Annotated in this window: 19 protein-coding genes; 14 read left to right on the forward strand and 5 right to left on the reverse strand. The window is 42.4% G+C overall.

The genetic code is table 11. The features are described from left to right. The coding region (locus Q0K96_RS12440) for a T9SS type B sorting domain-containing protein (RefSeq protein ID WP_297334311.1) at positions 1-716 on the forward strand (716 nt) is incomplete at its 5' end. A gap of 58 nt (positions 717-774) precedes the next feature. On the opposite strand, the gene Q0K96_RS12445 is transcribed toward Q0K96_RS12440, so the two are convergent. Continuing rightward, the gene (locus Q0K96_RS12445) at positions 775-1,365 is read right to left on the reverse strand and encodes a riboflavin synthase (protein WP_297334312.1); all 591 of its coding nucleotides are present in this window, start codon (positions 1,363-1,365) and stop codon (positions 775-777) included. Between the two features lie 54 nt (positions 1,366-1,419). On the opposite strand from Q0K96_RS12445, the gene pdxA reads away from it, so the two are divergent. From pdxA to accC, 6 genes are all read left to right on the forward strand, one after another. Then, positions 1,420-2,469 (forward strand): 4-hydroxythreonine-4-phosphate dehydrogenase PdxA, encoded by a 1,050-nt coding sequence (pdxA, locus tag Q0K96_RS12450; RefSeq protein WP_297334313.1) that lies wholly within the window; start codon positions 1,420-1,422, stop codon positions 2,467-2,469. Positions 2,470-2,602: 133 nt separating this feature from the next. Further along, complete coding sequence (locus Q0K96_RS12455; RefSeq protein WP_297334314.1) at positions 2,603-3,142, forward strand: DUF177 domain-containing protein; 540 nt, start codon at positions 2,603-2,605, stop codon at positions 3,140-3,142. 14 nt (positions 3,143-3,156) lie between these two features. Continuing rightward, positions 3,157-3,351, forward strand: a complete 195-nt coding sequence (gene rpmF, locus Q0K96_RS12460) for a 50S ribosomal protein L32 (protein ID WP_026993360.1) — start codon at positions 3,157-3,159, stop codon at positions 3,349-3,351. Between the two features lie 164 nt (positions 3,352-3,515). Continuing rightward, entirely contained in the window at positions 3,516-4,514 is a 999-nt protein-coding gene (locus tag Q0K96_RS12465; RefSeq protein ID WP_297334315.1) for a beta-ketoacyl-ACP synthase III, read from the forward strand. A 25-nt stretch (positions 4,515-4,539) separates the two neighbouring features. After that, positions 4,540-5,031 carry an acetyl-CoA carboxylase biotin carboxyl carrier protein gene (gene accB, locus Q0K96_RS12470; protein WP_297334316.1) on the forward strand — a complete coding sequence of 164 codons (492 nt, stop codon included), beginning with the start codon at positions 4,540-4,542 and terminating at the stop codon, positions 5,029-5,031. Between the two features lie 91 nt (positions 5,032-5,122). Continuing rightward, entirely contained in the window at positions 5,123-6,469 is a 1,347-nt protein-coding gene (gene accC / locus Q0K96_RS12475; protein ID WP_297334317.1) for an acetyl-CoA carboxylase biotin carboxylase subunit, read from the forward strand. A 52-nt stretch (positions 6,470-6,521) separates the two neighbouring features. Here accC and thiL read toward each other — a convergent pair whose 3' ends face one another. The 4 genes from thiL to Q0K96_RS12495 form a co-directional block, all read right to left on the reverse strand. Then, positions 6,522-7,574: a thiamine-phosphate kinase gene (gene thiL / locus Q0K96_RS12480; RefSeq protein WP_297334318.1), complete on the reverse strand. Its 1,053-nt coding sequence runs from the start codon at positions 7,572-7,574 to the stop codon at positions 6,522-6,524. 66 nt (positions 7,575-7,640) lie between these two features. Then, the gene (gene rnhA / locus Q0K96_RS12485; RefSeq protein WP_297334319.1) at positions 7,641-8,120 is read right to left on the reverse strand and encodes a ribonuclease HI; all 480 of its coding nucleotides are present in this window, start codon (positions 8,118-8,120) and stop codon (positions 7,641-7,643) included. 59 nt (positions 8,121-8,179) lie between these two features. Further along, on the reverse strand, positions 8,180-8,689 hold the full coding sequence (locus Q0K96_RS12490) for a hypothetical protein (RefSeq protein WP_297334320.1): 510 nt from the start codon (positions 8,687-8,689) through the stop codon (positions 8,180-8,182). An 11-nt stretch (positions 8,690-8,700) separates the two neighbouring features. Continuing rightward, a complete protein-coding gene (locus tag Q0K96_RS12495) occupies positions 8,701-9,261 on the reverse strand; it encodes a phosphoribosylglycinamide formyltransferase (protein WP_297334321.1) in 561 nt (186 codons plus the stop codon). Positions 9,262-9,439: 178 nt separating this feature from the next. Between Q0K96_RS12495 and Q0K96_RS12500 the strand changes: the two genes are divergently transcribed. From Q0K96_RS12500 to Q0K96_RS12530, 7 genes are all read left to right on the forward strand, one after another. Then, positions 9,440-9,676 carry an acyl carrier protein gene (locus Q0K96_RS12500; protein WP_188621718.1) on the forward strand — a complete coding sequence of 79 codons (237 nt, stop codon included), beginning with the start codon at positions 9,440-9,442 and terminating at the stop codon, positions 9,674-9,676. A 201-nt stretch (positions 9,677-9,877) separates the two neighbouring features. Further along, the gene (fabF, locus tag Q0K96_RS12505; protein WP_297334322.1) at positions 9,878-11,131 is read left to right on the forward strand and encodes a beta-ketoacyl-ACP synthase II; all 1,254 of its coding nucleotides are present in this window, start codon (positions 9,878-9,880) and stop codon (positions 11,129-11,131) included. A 14-nt stretch (positions 11,132-11,145) separates the two neighbouring features. Further along, positions 11,146-11,889, forward strand: a complete 744-nt coding sequence (gene rnc, locus Q0K96_RS12510; protein WP_297334323.1) for a ribonuclease III — start codon at positions 11,146-11,148, stop codon at positions 11,887-11,889. Between the two features lie 112 nt (positions 11,890-12,001). Continuing rightward, positions 12,002-12,487 (forward strand): IPExxxVDY family protein, encoded by a 486-nt coding sequence (locus Q0K96_RS12515; RefSeq protein ID WP_297334324.1) that lies wholly within the window; start codon positions 12,002-12,004, stop codon positions 12,485-12,487. A gap of 4 nt (positions 12,488-12,491) precedes the next feature. Next, entirely contained in the window at positions 12,492-13,925 is a 1,434-nt protein-coding gene (pyk, locus tag Q0K96_RS12520) for a pyruvate kinase (RefSeq protein WP_297334325.1), read from the forward strand. A 532-nt stretch (positions 13,926-14,457) separates the two neighbouring features. Beyond that, positions 14,458-15,390, forward strand: coding sequence for a PfkB family carbohydrate kinase (locus tag Q0K96_RS12525; protein ID WP_297334326.1), 933 nt, complete (start codon positions 14,458-14,460; stop codon positions 15,388-15,390). Between the two features lie 64 nt (positions 15,391-15,454). Then, a complete protein-coding gene (locus tag Q0K96_RS12530) occupies positions 15,455-17,353 on the forward strand; it encodes an amidophosphoribosyltransferase (RefSeq protein WP_297334327.1) in 1,899 nt (632 codons plus the stop codon). Positions 17,354-17,538: the final 185 nt, after the last annotated feature.

Raw genomic sequence — 17,538 nt, forward strand, 5'->3', positions numbered from 1 at the left:
TGATAGCCGGCGCCACAGAGCCAACCTATGTAGTAACAGAGGCAGGTAATTATACCGTAGAAGCCATCAACGCCTTCGGCTGCATCAGCGACCCGATAACACCGGTAACTGTTGAGCAAAGCGGACCAGCAACTGTTATAGGAACCGGTTTTGCAGTAAGCAATGCTTTCAGCGACAACCAGACTATAACTATTACAGTTGACGGATTCGGAGATTATGAATATCAGCTTGGGGATGGCCCTTGGCAGGATAGTAACATATTTACGAATGTGATACCAAGAAGCGAGCCTTATGTGGTGCGCGTAAGGGATAAAAACGCATGTTCTCAATTTGTTCTTGAAATACCGGATGTAAATGTAATAGACTACCCAAGGTATTTTACCCCTAACGGAGACGGATACCACGACTACTGGAACATCTACGGGCTAAGTGGACAAGGCGATGCGCTCATCTACATCTTCGACCGCTACGGCAAGCTCATCAAGCAGATCAGCTCGCAGAGCAGGGGATGGGACGGAACCTTTAACGGCAGCCCTCTGCCGGCAGACGATTACTGGTTCAGTGTAACCTATGAAGAGGTTGTAATCACTATGGTACCTGTTTTAGATGAAAACGGCCAGATTGAAATAGACCCTGACACCAATGAACCAGAGATGGAAGAGGATATTAATATACGACAGTTCGAGTTCAAGTCGCACTTCTCGTTAAAACGATAACCCGCAATACGCAAAAAGGCTGCCATCCGGCAGCCTTTTTTTATATCTGTAAACAAAATTATTTGCGCAGGTTGTGCAGCCTTGCCACATATTTGCCCACTACATCAAACTCAAGGTTTACTATGGTGCCGGGTTGTATGTGTTTAAAGTTGGTGTGTTCATAGGTATAAGGTATAATAGCCACGCTAAACTCGCCATCTTTACTGTTTACTACTGTCAGGCTAACCCCGTTAACCGTTACAGAACCTTTTTCTATAGTAATATTATTGGCGTTAGTATCATACTCAAAAGTAAAATACCAGCTTCCGTTGGCTTCTTCTGCGCTTTTGCATACGCCTGTCTGGTCAACATGCCCCTGCACAATATGTCCGTCCAGCCTGTCGCCCAGTTTCATGGCGCGCTCAAGGTTTACAGTGTCGCCTTCCTTCCATTGCCCCAGGTTGGTTTTATCTAAGGTTTCCTGTATTGCAGTTACGGTGTAGCTGTTGTTGTTTATGGCAACCACGGTAAGGCAAACGCCATTGTGTGCCACACTCTGGTCTATCTTTAGTTCGTGGGTTATGGCAGAGCTTAATGTAAAATGTACATTTCCGCCCTCGCGGTCTATCTGTTGTATAGTTCCAGAGGTTTCTATTATTCCTGTAAACATGCCGGATTATTTTTATTAAATTTGTAACTTCAAAAGTAGCAATTAAACAGCATCATGACAAGAAAAGACGATAATGCAATAGTAGGAATATCTATAGGCGACCTAAATGGCATAGGTGCCGAAGTTATACTGAAAACATTTGAAGACTCGCGGATGCTTGAGCTTTGCACTCCTGTAATTTTTGGTAATGTTAAGGTACTTTCATTCATAAAAAAAGCACTTAACATTAACAGCAACCTGCATGGTATAGAAAGCCTGGACCAGATTGTGCCCGGAAAGCTTAATGTGCTTAACATTTGGCGTGAAGGCGTTAATATTGAGTTTGGCAAAAATGATGAGGCTGTTGGCAAATATGCCATACTATCATTCACCACGGCAGTTGCCGCATTAAAAGACAAACATATAGATGTACTGGTTACAGCGCCCATTAACAAGTACAACATACAGTCGGAAGAATTTAAATTCCCGGGCCATACAGATTATCTCGACCAGGAGCTTGAGGGCGATGCGCTTATGCTTATGGTTCAGGATAATTTAAGGGTAGGATTGCTTACAGACCATATCCCGGTAAATGAAGTAGCTTCTCACCTTACGGAAGAGCTTATCCGTAAAAAGATACTTACCATTAACAAAACCCTTACACAGGATTTTTGCATTAACAGGCCAAAAATAGCGGTACTGGGCTTTAACCCGCACAGTGGCGATAACGGCGTTATTGGCAGGGAAGACGATGAGATAATAAAGCCGGCTTTGGGCAGGCTGTTTGAAGAAGGCGTGTTGGTTTTCGGGCCATTTTCTGCCGACAGTTTTTTTGGCAGCGGGCAGTATGAAAAGTATGATGCGGTTATAGCAGGCTACCACGACCAGGGGCTTATACCATTTAAAACGCTGGCTTTTGGCAAAGGTGTAAATTATACGGCAGGACTTTCGGGCATACGCACTTCTCCTGACCACGGAACTGCCTATGAAATTGCAGGTAAAGGAGAGGCGGATAATACTTCTTTTCAGGAGGCGCTTTACCTTGCACTGGATATTTTTCATAACAGGCAGCAGTACAGCGAAATTAGCAGTAACCCGCTTAAGATTAAAGAAAAACAGTTGTAAACAAAAAAATGTTGATAACAGGTTTGTAATTGCAATAATTTTTTATCTTTGCACGCTCAAAACTGTTGTAACGAAATGAGTTTCGGCTGATTAGGTTAAAAAACAGGTTTGATAACATATAAAGACTGGCGAAATGAAAGTGACTAAAGAATTTTTAATCCCTTTTTCCGGATTAAAACAGGGTAAGCACCAGTTTGAGTTTGATATAAATAAAACGTTCTTTGATGCCTTTGATTTTGATGAGTATAACAACGTCAACGTCAAGGTAAACATGGTTTTAGAGAAACAAAGCACCATGCTCGAGCTTCATTTTAAGCATAAGGGCACCGTTAATGTTCCGTGCGACCTTAGCAACGAAAATTTTGACCTCCCAATAAAAGGGAAGATGGATATAGTAGTTAAGTTTGGCGAGGAGTTTAATGATGAAAATGATGAAATACTGATACTGCCCCATGGCGAATACCAGGTGGATATATCTCAGTATGTATATGAAATGATAGTGCTTTCTGTTCCTTCTAAACGTGTGCATCCGGGAATTAAAGACGGTACGCTTGATACCGGGATTATAGAAAAGCTTAATGAGCTTGCCCCAAAGGCAAAACAAGAGGAAGAAGAAAAAAATAATGATACAGATCCCCGTTGGGATGAATTAAAAAAACTTTTAAACGGATAAAATAATATAGTAAAATGGCACATCCTAAGAGAAAAACGTCGAAAACGAGAAGAGATAAAAGAAGGACCCACTACAAAGCATCTGTACCTCAGATAGCTACTTGTCCTGTAACAGGAGAGGCACACCTTTACCACAGGGCTTACTGGCATGAAGGCAAAATGTACTACAGGGGCCAGGTAGTTATAGACAAGGCGGAAGCTGTAGCATAACCAGTATAAAAAATTGAGGAAAAACTCTCACTACAGTGAGGGTTTTTTTGTTAAAGGGGTGTCTGCTTTATTTAAAGCTGCCTTATATAACCCTTTTTATAATTTTTTTTGTAATTTCCACCACTTTTCAAACCTGTAGGGCTTGAACAGAAACTATTTATCCTATGAGTAAAATAACAGCCGCAATTACAGCCGTTGGGGCATACGTGCCTGATTATGTGCTTTCTAATCAGGTGCTGGAAACTATGGTAGACACAAACGACGAGTGGATAACCTCTCGTACCGGTATAAAGGAAAGGCGGATTTTAAAAGATAAAGATAAGGGAACATCTTACCTTGCCATTAAGGCAGCGCAGAACCTGCTTGAAAAATCGGGTACTAAACCTGAAGATATTGATATGGTTATACTGGCAACTGCCACACCCGATATGCCTGTTGCCGCAACAGCCGTATATGTGGCCAGCCAGATAGGGGCAGTTAACGCTTTTGGTTATGACCTGCAGGCGGCATGCTCCAGTTTTTTATATGGTATGAGTACCGCTGCCGCTTACATACAAAGTGGGCGCTATAAAAAAGTAATAGTAATAGGGGCAGATAAAATGTCGTCTATTATAGATTATACCGACAGGGCTACCTGTATTATTTTTGGCGATGGCGCAGGAGCCGCCCTTTTTGAGCCTAATGAAGAAGGCCTGGGACACCAGGACGAGATACTAAGGAGTGATGGCATAGGCCGCGAGTTCCTTAAAATAGAAGCAGGAGGCTCTTTACTGCCGGCTTCTCATGAAACGGTTGACAACAAGCAGCATTATGTTTTTCAGGATGGCAAAACAGTATTTAAGTATGCTGTTAGCAATATGGCCGATATAAGCGAAAAGATAATGCAGCGCAACAACCTTACTGCTGCAGATGTAAACTGGCTTATTTCGCATCAGGCAAACAAAAGGATTATAGATGCCACTTCATCACGCATGAACCTTGACGAAAGTAAGGTGCTGGTAAATATAGAAAAGTATGGCAACACTACTTCTGCCACACTGCCACTGTTACTTAACGACTTCGAACACCTGTTTAAAAAGGGCGATAACCTTATATTTGCTTCCTTTGGGGGTGGCTTTACATGGGGTTCTATCTACCTTAAATGGGCATACGATAAAAAATAAACAAACTAAACAAAATTCGGAAATTATGGATATCAGAGAAATTCAAAACCTAATCAAGTTTGTAGCGAAGTCCGGTGCTACAGAAGTAAAGTTAGAAATGGATGATTTTAAGATCACCATAAAAACAGTTACAGATAGCGGTACTCCCGAAGCTACTTATGTTCAGCATATTCCGGTAAGCCAGGCATTGCCACAGGCGGCAGCGCCACAGCCTGCAGCGCCAACTGCCCCGGCAGCAGCACCTGCACAGGCTCCTGCAGCCGATGAATCTTCTAAATATGTAACTATAAAGTCGCCTATAATCGGTACATTATACAGAAAACCTTCTCCGGACAAAGCTCCGTTTGTAGAGGTGGGCAGCACAATATCTAAAGGAGATGTAGTGTGTGTTATAGAAGCTATGAAGTTATTTAACGAAATAGAATCTGAAGTGTCGGGTAAAATAGTTAAAGTACTGGTAGATGATGCCTCTCCTGTAGAGTTTGACCAGCCTTTATTCCTTGTAGACCCATCTTAAGCTAATTATTTTAAATGTTAAATTTTGAATGCTTATTTAAGCCTTTAAAATGATTTAAAATTTAAAATTCATCATTTAAAATTTAAGAGCGATGTTTAAAAAAGTACTGATAGCAAACAGGGGTGAAATAGCCCTGCGTGTAATAAGGACCTGCAGGGAGATGGGTATAAAAACCGTAGCGGTTTACTCTACTGCCGATGCCGAGAGCCTGCACGTGCGCTTTGCAGATGAAGCCGTATGTATAGGCCCGCCTGCAAGCAACCTTTCTTATCTGAAAATGAGCAACATTATAGCAGCGGCAGAAATTACCAATGCCGATGCCATACACCCGGGTTACGGTTTCCTTTCGGAAAATGCCAAGTTTTCTAAAATATGCGGCGAGCACGGTATCAAATTTATTGGTGCCTCTCCTGAAATGATTGAGAAAATGGGTGACAAGGCTACTGCCAAAGCTACCATGAAGGCTGCCGGTGTACCTTGTGTACCGGGTTCTGACGGGCTTTTGGATTCTTATGAGCATGCCGAAAAGCTTGCCAAAGAGTTTGGCTACCCAGTAATGCTTAAAGCTACTGCCGGTGGTGGTGGTAAGGGTATGCGTGCCGTTTGGAAACAGGAAGACCTTAAAAAAGCATGGGAGAGTGCCAAGCAGGAAGCTGCGGCTTCGTTTGGTAACGATGGTATGTATATGGAAAAACTGATTGAGGAGCCACGCCACATCGAAATTCAGGTTGTAGGCGACTCTTTTGGTAAGGCATGCCACCTTAGCGAGCGCGACTGTTCTGTACAGCGCCGCCACCAGAAGCTTACGGAAGAAACACCTTCTCCTTTCATGACGGATGAGCTGCGTGAAAAGATGGGCGAGGCCGCCGTTAAAGCTGCCGAGTTTATACAATATGAAGGCGCAGGTACAGTAGAGTTTTTGGTTGACAAGCACAGGAACTTTTACTTTATGGAGATGAACACCCGTATTCAGGTAGAGCACCCTATTACTGAGCAGGTAATAGATTATGACCTGATACGCGAGCAGATTTTAGTAGCTGCCGGTGTGCCTATTTCGGGTAAAAACTACCTGCCGCAACTACACTCTATAGAGTGCCGTATTAATGCGGAAGATCCCTATAATGATTTCCGCCCTTCTCCGGGTAAAATTACCACCCTGCACATGCCGGGAGGTCACGGTGTAAGGCTTGATACGCATGTTTACAGCGGCTATACCATACCGCCAAACTACGACTCTATGATTGCAAAGCTTATTACCACTGCACAGACGAGGGAAGAGGCTATAAGCAAAATGAGGCGTGCGCTTGATGAGTTTGTTATAGAGGGTATTAAAACTACTATACCTTTTCACCGCCAGCTTATGGATGAGCCGGATTATATTGCCGGTAACTATACCACTAAGTTTATGGAAACTTTTAAGATGAAAGATCCGCAATAAATAGAAAAATGCCGTGCAACAGCACGGCATTTTTTATTATCAACATATATTTTTACTCTTCTTCCTGCATGGCATTCCAGCCTCTCGCCTTTAAAGGTATTTTAGTGTTGGCACGGGTTACAAGGTGCATGCCTTCGCTTTCCTGTGTCATGTGCCCTATAACGGTAAAGTTAGGGTTGTGCTTCAGTTTGTCATAATCTTCAATCTTAACAGTAAACAGCAGCTCATAATCTTCCCCGCCGTTAATAGCTACGGTAGTAATATCAATATTAAACTCCTCACAGCTGCTTATAAGCTGCGGGTCAACCGGAATTTTCTCTTCATACAGGTTACACCCCACACCACTTTGTTTGCACAGGTGTAGTATCTCAGAAGATAACCCGTCAGATACATCTATCATTGCCGTAGGCTTTATCTCAAGTCCTTTAAGTATCTCTTTTATATCCTTACGCGCTTCCGGCTTAAGCTGCCTCTCTATAAGATAGGTGTAGGCATCAAGGTCGGGCTGGTTTTGCGGGTTCACTTTAAAAACTTCTTTTTCACGCTCCAGTACCTGCAGGCCCATGTAAGCGGCACCAACGTCGCCAGTTACTACCAGCAGGTCGGTATTGCCTGCCCCGTTGCGGTAGGTTATCTCCTCTTCATCTGCCTGGCCTATTGCTGTTATGCTTATTATCATCCCTTTTTGGGAAGAAGTAGTATCACCGCCTATGATATCCACATCATACACCTGTGCAGCAAGGCGCATCCCTTCATACAACTCCTCTAAAGCTTCAAGCGGAAAACGGTTAGATACCGCAATAGATATAGTTATTTGTGTAGGAGTGGCATTCATGGCGCAGATGTCGCTTATGTTAACCACAACGGCTTTATAGCCGAGGTGCTTCAGGGGCATATACGAAAGGTCGAAATGCACGCCTTCTACCAGCATATCGGTAGAAACCACTGTTTTTTTACCTTTAAAATCGAGTACGGCAGCATCATCGCCAATACCTTTAGCGGTAGAGGGCTGCTTTGGCTTAATGTTTTTTGTAAAGTGTTCTATAAGCCCGAACTCGCCAAGGCTGGCAAGGCTGGTGCGTTGCTGGTTTTTATCTTCAAGCATAGCTGTAGTATAGTGTGTTATAAAACAGCAAAGGTACAATTAGTTTGCGGAGTATTAAAAGTGGTTTTACAGTAGCTTGTCGCCCTGCTGCTCATACCATGCATCTACGTTAAGGTTAGGCTGTGAGGATGCAAATACGGCAAGTTGGTCGCAACGCTCATTCTGCGGATGGTTGTTGTGGCCTTTAACCCATTTAAAATCTACCTTATGCCTGCGGTAAATTTTAAGGAAACGCTGCCACAGGTCGGGGTTCTTTTTGTCTTTAAAGCCTTTTTTCTCCCACCCGAAAACCCAGCCTTTACTAACGGCATCTACCACATACTTACTGTCGCTTACCACCAGTACCTCGGTGCCGGGGTTTTTCAGTTTTTCAAGCCCGACAATTACGGCAAGCAGTTCCATGCGGTTATTGGTGGTAAGCCTGAAGCCTTCATAAAATTCTTTGTGGTAACCGGTGCCCACCTGTTCCAACACAACCCCATAGCCACCCGGGCCGGGATTTCCTTTGGCAGCGCCATCAGTATAAAGGTGAACGGTGTGTGGCATTTTATTTATGGTTTAAGATTGAATGATATAAGAGTGAAATGTATAAACAATTGAACATGTTAATCGGTCATATCTTCAAAGCGCACCAGGTACCAACATCCTTCATCAAAGGCAAAATGGTAGTCAAGGCTTATGTAATGTTTTAAAGGCGGATGGTATTCATACAGTGCCCTATGATGGATGTGTGCGCTGTCTTTTGACTGACTTATAAGGAATTCGTACCTGTATTTTTTTCCGCGATAAATTAATATGCTGTCATTAAAATCATTAAATGTGTATTCTTCCCTTTCAATTGTAGAATACATATTATCTAAAGGAAAATCTTCATCGCTGTAAACAAAATCGATAGGGAAACGAATATGCCTGTATTGGAAAACACTGTCTTTTTTAAACTTTTCAAAGAAAACTGTAAAGCTCGTATCACAAATTTCTTCATCCGGCGTTATATTTTCAGAATAAAATGTGGGCTGCCTCTCTGAATCTTCAGGAAAAAACTTCTCTTCCTTTGTTTTTTTCGCACAGGAAATCAGCAGGAGAAATAGTATAGGGTACAGGTAATATTGGTTCATAATTACAGCTTTTATTGTAATAGTTTCTCTATAACCTTTGGCAAATGTTCGTGTTCCAGCTCCAGTACCTTTATTGCTACTTCTTCGGGAGAAAGGCACTCTTCAATCGCTACTTTTTCCTGTAGTATTATGTTGCCCTCATCATAATTGTTATTAACATAATGCACGGTTATGCCGCTTTCTTTCTCTTTGTTGGTATGCACCGCACGGTGCACATGCATGCCATACATACCTTTGCCGCCATAGGCAGGCAGCAGGGCAGGGTGAATGTTGATAACCCTGTTTGGGTAGGCTTCAATAATATTTGCGGGAAATTTCCATAAAAAACCGGCAAGCACTATAAGGTCTGGGCTGTGCTGCTGTACCTTAGCCAACAGGTCGCCGTTTTCCATGTCTTCTCTTGTAAAAACTACGGTTGGCACATTATGCTCTAATGCCTTTTGCAGTACGCCTGCATTGGTGTTATTGGCAAATACAGCAGCTACATTATAGGCTTTCTCCTGCCGGGCATACTCCATTATCTTTTGGGCATTACTGCCGCCGCCGGAGGCAAAAACTATAATATTTTTCATTCAGAAAGGTGGTTTTATAAGGGCGTTGCCACAAATTTTATCCTGCAAAATAACACCCTTTTCGCGTATTTATAAAATTAATTTTCTATTTTAGTGCTCACATTTTTTTGGGAAAACGCGGTTTTAAAATAAAGTTTTTTATTTTTGCCATTCAATTTAAATTCTAAAATTAAAGATTATGTCAGACATTGCATCAAGAGTAAAAGCGATTATCGTAGACAAATTAGGTGTTGACGAAAACGAAGTGGTTGCAGAGGCAAGCTTCACAAACGATTTAGGAGCAGATTCACTGGACACTGTTGAGCTTATCATGGAATTTGAGAAGGAATTTGATATTCAGATTCCGGACGATCAGGCTGAGAATATCTCTACTGTTGGTCAGGCTATTTCTTACATAGAAGAAGCAAAAAAGTAATAAATATATAGCATCCATGTAAACAAATTAGTTGCATGGATGTTATTGTTTTATTGGTTCTGGCAATCGCTTTTAAACAAACAGACGGCTTTTACATATAAAAACAGTCTTTGAAAATATTATCAATGCCCATGTTTCTTAACATACACGAAAAGAATGCATGGGTATTGTTCTATAAACAGAAACTATAAAAATATCTTTATGACATTAAGAAGAGTTGTAGTAACAGGCCTGGGAGCGCTTACCCCTATAGGTAACACAGTGCAGGAGTACTGGGAAGGCCTGATTAACGGTAAGAGCGGCGCAGCCCCTATTACATACTTTGATACGACTAACTTCAAAACAAAGTTTGCCTGCGAAGTAAAGAATTTCAATGCTGAAGATTTTATAGATAGAAAAGAGGCAAGGAAAATGGACCGCTATGCCCAATATGCCCTTGTTGCCACAGATGAAGCCGTTAAAGATGCCGCTTTTAATTTTGATAAGCTGGATAAAGACAGGGTAGGTGTAATATGGGGTTCCGGTATAGGGGGGTTAGAAACTTTTCAGGAAGAGGTAATGAATTTTGCCAACGGAAACGGCACGCCAAAATTCAATCCTTTCTTTATACCAAAAATGATTGCCGATATAGCAGGTGGCCATATCTCTATTAAATATGGTTTCAGGGGGCCAAACTTTACTACGGTTTCGGCCTGTGCATCATCTACAAATGCACTTATAGATGCTTTTAACTATATACGCCTGGGCCATGCAGATGTAATGGTAACCGGCGGTAGCGAAGCAGCCGTAACCATAGCCGGTATGGGTGGCTTTAATGCCATGCATGCCCTTTCTACAAGAAACGACGACCCGCAAACAGCCAGCAGGCCTATGGATAAAGACCGTGAAGGCTTTGTACTGGGCGAAGGTGCAGGCGCACTTATACTGGAAGAATATGAGCACGCTGTTGCAAGGGGAGCCACTATATACTGCGAGATAGGCGGGGGCGGAATGAGCGCCGACGCACACCACATAACTGCGCCGCACCCGGAAGGGCTTGGCGCAAGGAATGTAATGATTAACTGCCTTCGTGATGCAGGCCTTAAGCCGGAAGATGTAGATGGTGTAAACATGCACGGTACATCTACCCCGCTTGGCGACATTGCAGAGAGTAAAGCCATTATAGAAGTATTTGGCGAGCATGCCTATAACCTTAACCTTAACTCTACCAAGAGCATGACGGGGCACCTTTTAGGCGCTGCCGGGGCTATAGAGGCTATTGCATCCATACTATCTATCAAACATGGCATAGTGCCGCCTACCATTAATCATTTTACTGATGACGATAATATAGACCCTAAGCTAAACTTTACCTTTAACAAGGCACAAAAAAGGGATATGAAGGTAGTAATGAGCAATACATTTGGTTTTGGTGGCCACAACGCTTGCGTTTTGGTAAAAAAACTTGAAATGTAATTACTTGTGCCGGCATGGGTATAATAAAAAAAATATTTAAACCATCCCGTCTTTCTGAGGAAGACGGGATTTTTTTTAATGAAATGAAGAAGCTGCTTGGCTTCAATCCTGTTAACCTGGCACATTACCGCAGGGCGTTTACTCACCGCTCAAGCAACAAGACCGATGAACACGGAAACCCGCTAAATTATGAAAGGCTGGAGTTTTTGGGCGACGCCATGCTGGGTTCTGTAATTGCCGCACACCTTTTTACAGAAGCTCCCGCCGGAGATGAGGGATATCTTACTAAGATGCGCTCTAAAATTGTAAGCCGTGAACACCTTAATGAACTGGGCCGAGACCTTAACCTTATTAAGTGGGTAGAAAGCAAAGTATCATCACAACATTTTGGCGAGAACATTCATGGCAACCTCTTCGAGGCTTTTATCGGGGCCATTTATCTTGATAAGGGCTTTACCTATTGCGAAAAATTTATCTATAAAAAAGTTATTATACCTTATGTAGATATACCAAGGCTTGAAGGCAAGGTTATCAGCTACAAGAGCCTTTTGATAGAGTGGTGCCAGAAGGAGAAAAAGAAATTCAATTTTGAGATATACGAAGATAACGGAGTAGAAGGTCAGAAGTATTTTGGCGTAAGGCTTAAAATAGATGGTAAAATTATAGCCAAGGCAAGGGCGACTTCTAAAAAGAAAGCCGAAGAAAAAGCCGCTCAACGTGCGTATTTCGCATTTCAGGAAAAAATTAACAAAAAGTAAATGAATATAATAATCAGCTAAAACGTTTTCGTGATTAATTTATCGTAAACTTAACCGACTGGCTGTTTATTCTGATTTTTAATGGCTATATTTACGGCTTATTTGGGTATAAATGGCTGTTCACAAACTCCAATTAGACGACTTTGTAACAATTGATTATGAATTGTTTGCCATACATTCTTCACTCGAAGATTACAGGCTTGCCTATTTCATAAACCAAAACCTCCGGCTGTTGCTGGAAAAGTGCCCTAAAGATATCAGCATTAAAACCAAAGAGGGTGAAGGCTGTTTTTCCCGGTTTATTTTTGAAGACCACGATACAGGTGCTGTTTATAACCTGATTAAAAACCGCAACAGCAGGGTCATGGCAAACTTAAGCGCCGCCCCCCTGTTTGCAGATACATTACCGGATATGGCATCGGGCATTTACCTGCTGCCGGAACTAAAAAAGGTGGATTATATACTAAAAGTAGAAAATACACCTTCTTTTTTTGCCCCGTTGCAACTAACAGCAATGTTGCAGGGCATAAAACACATTACCACTGCCTATACTATAGGCCACGAGAAACTGAAGTCTAAAAATAATTTAATATTTTAATAGAATGCCGACAAGAAAGAAAACCAAAATTGTAGCTACACTGGGCCCTGCCTGCAGCACCAAAGAGGTGATAAAGGATATGATAGATGCTGGTGTAAACGTATTCAGGATTAACTTTTCGCATGCAGATTATACTGATGTTAGCGAGCGCATACGCATTATAAGGGGCCTGAATGAAGAGTTTGGCTACAATACGGCAATACTGGCCGACCTGCAAGGGCCTAAGCTGCGTGTAGGCGTAATGAAAGAAGATGTAGTAGTAGCCCCTGGCGATATAATAACCTTTACCACTGCCGAAGATATACCCGGTACAAAAGAAAGGGTTTACATGAACTATAAAGAGTTTCCTAACGATGTTAACCCTGGCGAAAGAATTTTGCTTGACGATGGCAAACTTATTTTTGAAGTGCTGGAGACAGACAGGGTTAGCGAAGTAAAGGCTGTTGTAGTGCAGGGAGGGCCGTTAAAGTCTAAAAAAGGGGTAAACCTGCCTAATACAAAAGTATCATTGCCTGCACTTACCAAGAAAGATGTTAAGGATGCTATTTTTGCTGTTAAGGAAGATGTAGACTGGATAGCGCTTTCGTTTGTGCGTACACCGAAAGACCTTGAAGAGCTTCAGGATCTTATAAAAGAACACAGTAACCATAAAATTCCTATTGTTGCTAAAATTGAAAAGCCGGAAGCGGTAGAGAATATAGATAAGATTGTAGCCTTTTGCGACGGCCTGATGGTAGCCCGTGGCGACCTTGGTGTTGAAGTGCCGGCACAGGAAGTTCCGCTTATTCAGAAAAAGCTCGTAAACCGCGCTAAAACGGCACGCATACCGGTTATTATCGCCACGCAAATGATGGAAACCATGATTACCAGCCTTACCCCTACAAGGGCAGAGGTTAACGACGTAGCCAACTCGGTACTGGATGGGGCCGATGCGGTAATGCTTTCGGGTGAAACATCTGTAGGTAATTACCCGGTGCAGGTTATCGAAAAAATGACACAGATAATAGAAGCGGTAGAAGACAGCCCGCTTATCCATGTGCCGCAAAACACGCCGCAGGTGCGCACCAAGCGTTTCATAACAAAATCGATATGTTATCACGCAGCGCAAATGGCAAACGTAATAAAAGCAAAAGCCATTAGTACATTAACCAATAGTGGTTATACTGCATTCCAGATCTCGGCATGGAGGCCACAGGCACATATATTGGTTTTTACAAGTAACAGGCACATACTGGCGCAGCTAAGCCTGCTATGGGGTGTTAATGCTTTTTATTATGACAAACTGCTTAGCACCGATGAAACTGTAGAAGATGTAAACGCCATAGCCAAACAAAAAGGTTATGTAGAAAAAGGCGATATGCTTATAAACCTTGCCGCAATGCCGGTTATAGAAAAAGGTATGGTAAACACCCTTCGCGTTAGCGAAATAGAAGATTAATCACTTTACATGTATATTAAAAAAGCCGCTCATTGAGTGGCTTTTTTAATATAATAGATTTCCATTTCGACTGCAACGGAGAAATCTTTTAAAGAAAATTACTATATTTACTAATCAAAAACTAAGGAATTATGGAGGCATTATCAGATTTTAACTTTGGGTTATTCATTTGGCAATTCTTTGTGGTAGCAGTCATAATAGGCCTTGCAGCACTTGCTTACTTTCTGATAAAAAAGATAATGAAAGGTTAGGCAGTATTCTTTTATATTTGAGTTTCTGGATGTAACTCTTTTATTTTAAAATGAAGAGAACCTGCGGTACAGTGTTTTCCATTTCGACCGCAGCACAGCGAAGTGTAGAATGACTTTCTATCTTGTCGTTCTGAACGAAATAAAATGTGGGGAAGAATTCTGTATACAAAAATCTCTCCCTTATCGCAATGATAAATTATGCACATGCGTATTTAGCTTTTCATATTTGCTCTTCTGCAACTTATAAAGTATCTTTGCGCCTTTAATTTTCAACCCACATTATGAACAAATTACTGATTGTAGGCACGGTAGCTTTTGATGCAATAGAAACGCCATTCGGCAAAACCGATAAAATACTTGGTGGCGCAGGCACATACATAGGGCTTTCGGCATCATTCTTTAAGCTGCAGCAGGCAATAGTATCTGTAGTGGGTGAAGATTTTCCGCAGGAGTATATAGACCTGCTAACGGATAGGGATATAGACATTACCGGGCTTGAGGTGGTAAAAGGCGGAAAAACCTTCTTTTGGAGCGGCCGCTACCATAACGACCTTAACTCGCGCGATACGCTTGATACTCAACTAAATGTGCTGGCTGATTTTAAGCCTGTGGTGCCGGAGCATTTTAAGGATGCCGATGTAGTGCTGTTGGGCAACCTGCACCCGCTTATACAAAGCAGTGTACTGGACCAGATGACGGAGCAGCCCAAGCTTGTGGTACTTGACACGATGAACTTCTGGATGGACTGTGCCTTGCCTGAACTGAAAGAGGTTATAAAAAGGGTAGATGTAATTACTGTTAATGATGAAGAGGCACGCCAGCTAACAGGTGAATACTCGTTGGTTAAGGCAGCAGCCAAAATTCAGCAGATGGGTCCGGAATATGTAGTGATAAAAAAAGGAGAGCACGGCGCGTTGCTGTTCCACGAAAAGAATGTGTTCTTTGCCCCCGCGCTTCCGCTTGAGGAAGTGTTCGACCCTACAGGGGCAGGAGACACCTTTGCCGGTGGTTTTGCCGGCTATATTACCCAAAGCGAAAACATTTCTTTCGAGAATATGAAAAATGCCATTATATATGGTTCTAACATGGCTTCCTTCTGTGTAGAGAAATTCGGCACCGAACGGATGGTTAGTCTTACTAAAGAAGAAGTGCTGGAGCGCCTGCAGGAATTCCGGGCACTCACACAGTTTGATATATCACTGGAAGAAGAATAAAAACTAAGGCCTCATTGCGGGGCTTTTTTTAATAAACAACAACACAACAACGGGAGATTTTTATATGAGCGACGCTATTAAACACGAGTGTGGTATTGCGCTTTTAAGGCTTTTAAAGCCATTGGACTACTACAAAGAAAAATATGGTTCTGCATTTTATGGCATACAGAAAATGTACCTGTTAATGGAGAAGCAGCATAACCGCGGGCAGGATGGTGCCGGTTTTGCAAGTATAAAACTGGATGTTGAACCCGGGCAGCGCTACATAAGCCGCATACGCTCTAACCAGCAGCAGCCCATTCAGGATATTTTTACCCAGATAAACGGGCGCATTAGCGAAGAAATACAAGCGCACCCGGAATATGCATTAGATACCGCACTGATGAAAAACCAGGTGCCTTATGTGGGGGAGTTATTCCTGGGGCACGTGCGTTACGGTACATTCGGTAAAAACAGCATAGAAAGCGTTCACCCGTTCCTGCGCCAGAATAACTGGATGCACCGCAACCTTATAGTTGCAGGTAACTTTAACATGACCAACGTTAAAGAACTTTTTGCCAGCCTTGTAGAGCTTGGGCAACACCCTAAAGAACTTGCCGACACCGTAACCGTAATGGAAAAAATAGGGCATTTTCTTGACGATGAGGTGGCCGACCTGTACCAGGATTGTAAGAATGAGGGTTACACAAAGCAGGAGGCTTCTGTTGTAATATCCGAAAGGCTGAATGTGGCACGCATTCTTAAACGTGCCAGTAAGCAGTGGGATGGCGGTTATGCTATGGCGGGGCTTTTTGGGCATGGCGACAGCTTTGTGTTTCGCGATCCGGCGGGCATACGCCCTGCATATTATTATCAGGATGATGAAATTGCCGTTGTGGCAAGCGAAAGGCCTGTTATACAAACTACATTTAACGTTGCTTTTGATGATGTAAAAGAGCTTGAGCCCGGGCATGCTATAATCATCAAAAAGGATGGTGGTGTTTCGGTAACGGAAATTATACCTTCTGCAGGTAAAAAAGCGTGCTCTTTTGAGCGGATTTATTTTTCGCGCGGAAGTGATGCTGAAATATACAGGGAGCGTAAAGAACTGGGCAGGCTGATACTGCCACAGGTGCTCAGGGCTATAGAGAGTGATACTGACAACACAGTTTTTTCTTATATACCCAATACTGCCGAAACTTCGTTTTTTGGCATGGTTGAGGCGGCACAGGATTTCCTTAACCAAAGAAAGAACAACGAGATATTACAGAACAGGCATACGCTTACCGAAGAAACACTGAAAGACCTATTGTCGGTAAAAATCCGCACCGAGAAAATAGCTATTAAAGACGCTAAGCTACGCACATTTATAACAGAAGACAGCAGCCGGGACGATTTAGTAGCACACGTATATGATGTAACCTATGGCGTAATTAAGCCTGAAGATAACCTTGTTATAATAGACGACAGTATTGTGCGCGGTACAACACTAAAAAAGAGCATCATAAAAATGATGGACAGGCTTAAGCCTAAGCGCATAGTAGTTGTCTCTTCAGCACCGCAAATACGCTATCCGGACTGTTATGGTATAGATATGGCAAAACTAGAGGGGCTTGTGGCATTTCAGGCGGCACTTGCACTGCACAAAGAGCGTGGTACAGAGCATATAGTAAACGAGATATATCAAAAAAGCAAGGCTCAGGAAAATCTGCCGGATGCTGAAGTGGTAAACTATGTAAAAGATTTTTATGCGCCATTTACCGATGAAGAGATAAGTGACAAGATAGCCGAACTACTGGTTACCGATGAAATAAATGCAGAAGTGAAGATAATTTTCCAGACGGTAGATAACCTTCATAAGGCCTGCCCTAAGAATTTAGGCGACTGGTATTTTACAGGAGATTATCCAACACCGGGTGGTAACAGGGTGGTAAACAGAGCTTTTATAAACTTTTATGAAGGTAATGACGCAAGAGCATATTAACAAATGTTGCATTTCAACGTTTATTTATGCAGTTGGTCTAATACTGTTGTTACCAAACCTTAAACAATTGTAAATTTACCTCAAATAGCATTAGTAAAAGTAATTTTACGGTATTTTTGGGGGCGGAAAAGCGGAAACAGAACGTTTCCGCTTTTCCTTTTTATATAGGTATATTACTGTAAGAT

The organism is Flavobacterium sp. (genome assembly GCF_024305175.1).
Classification (GTDB): domain Bacteria; phylum Bacteroidota; class Bacteroidia; order Flavobacteriales; family Flavobacteriaceae; genus Flavobacterium.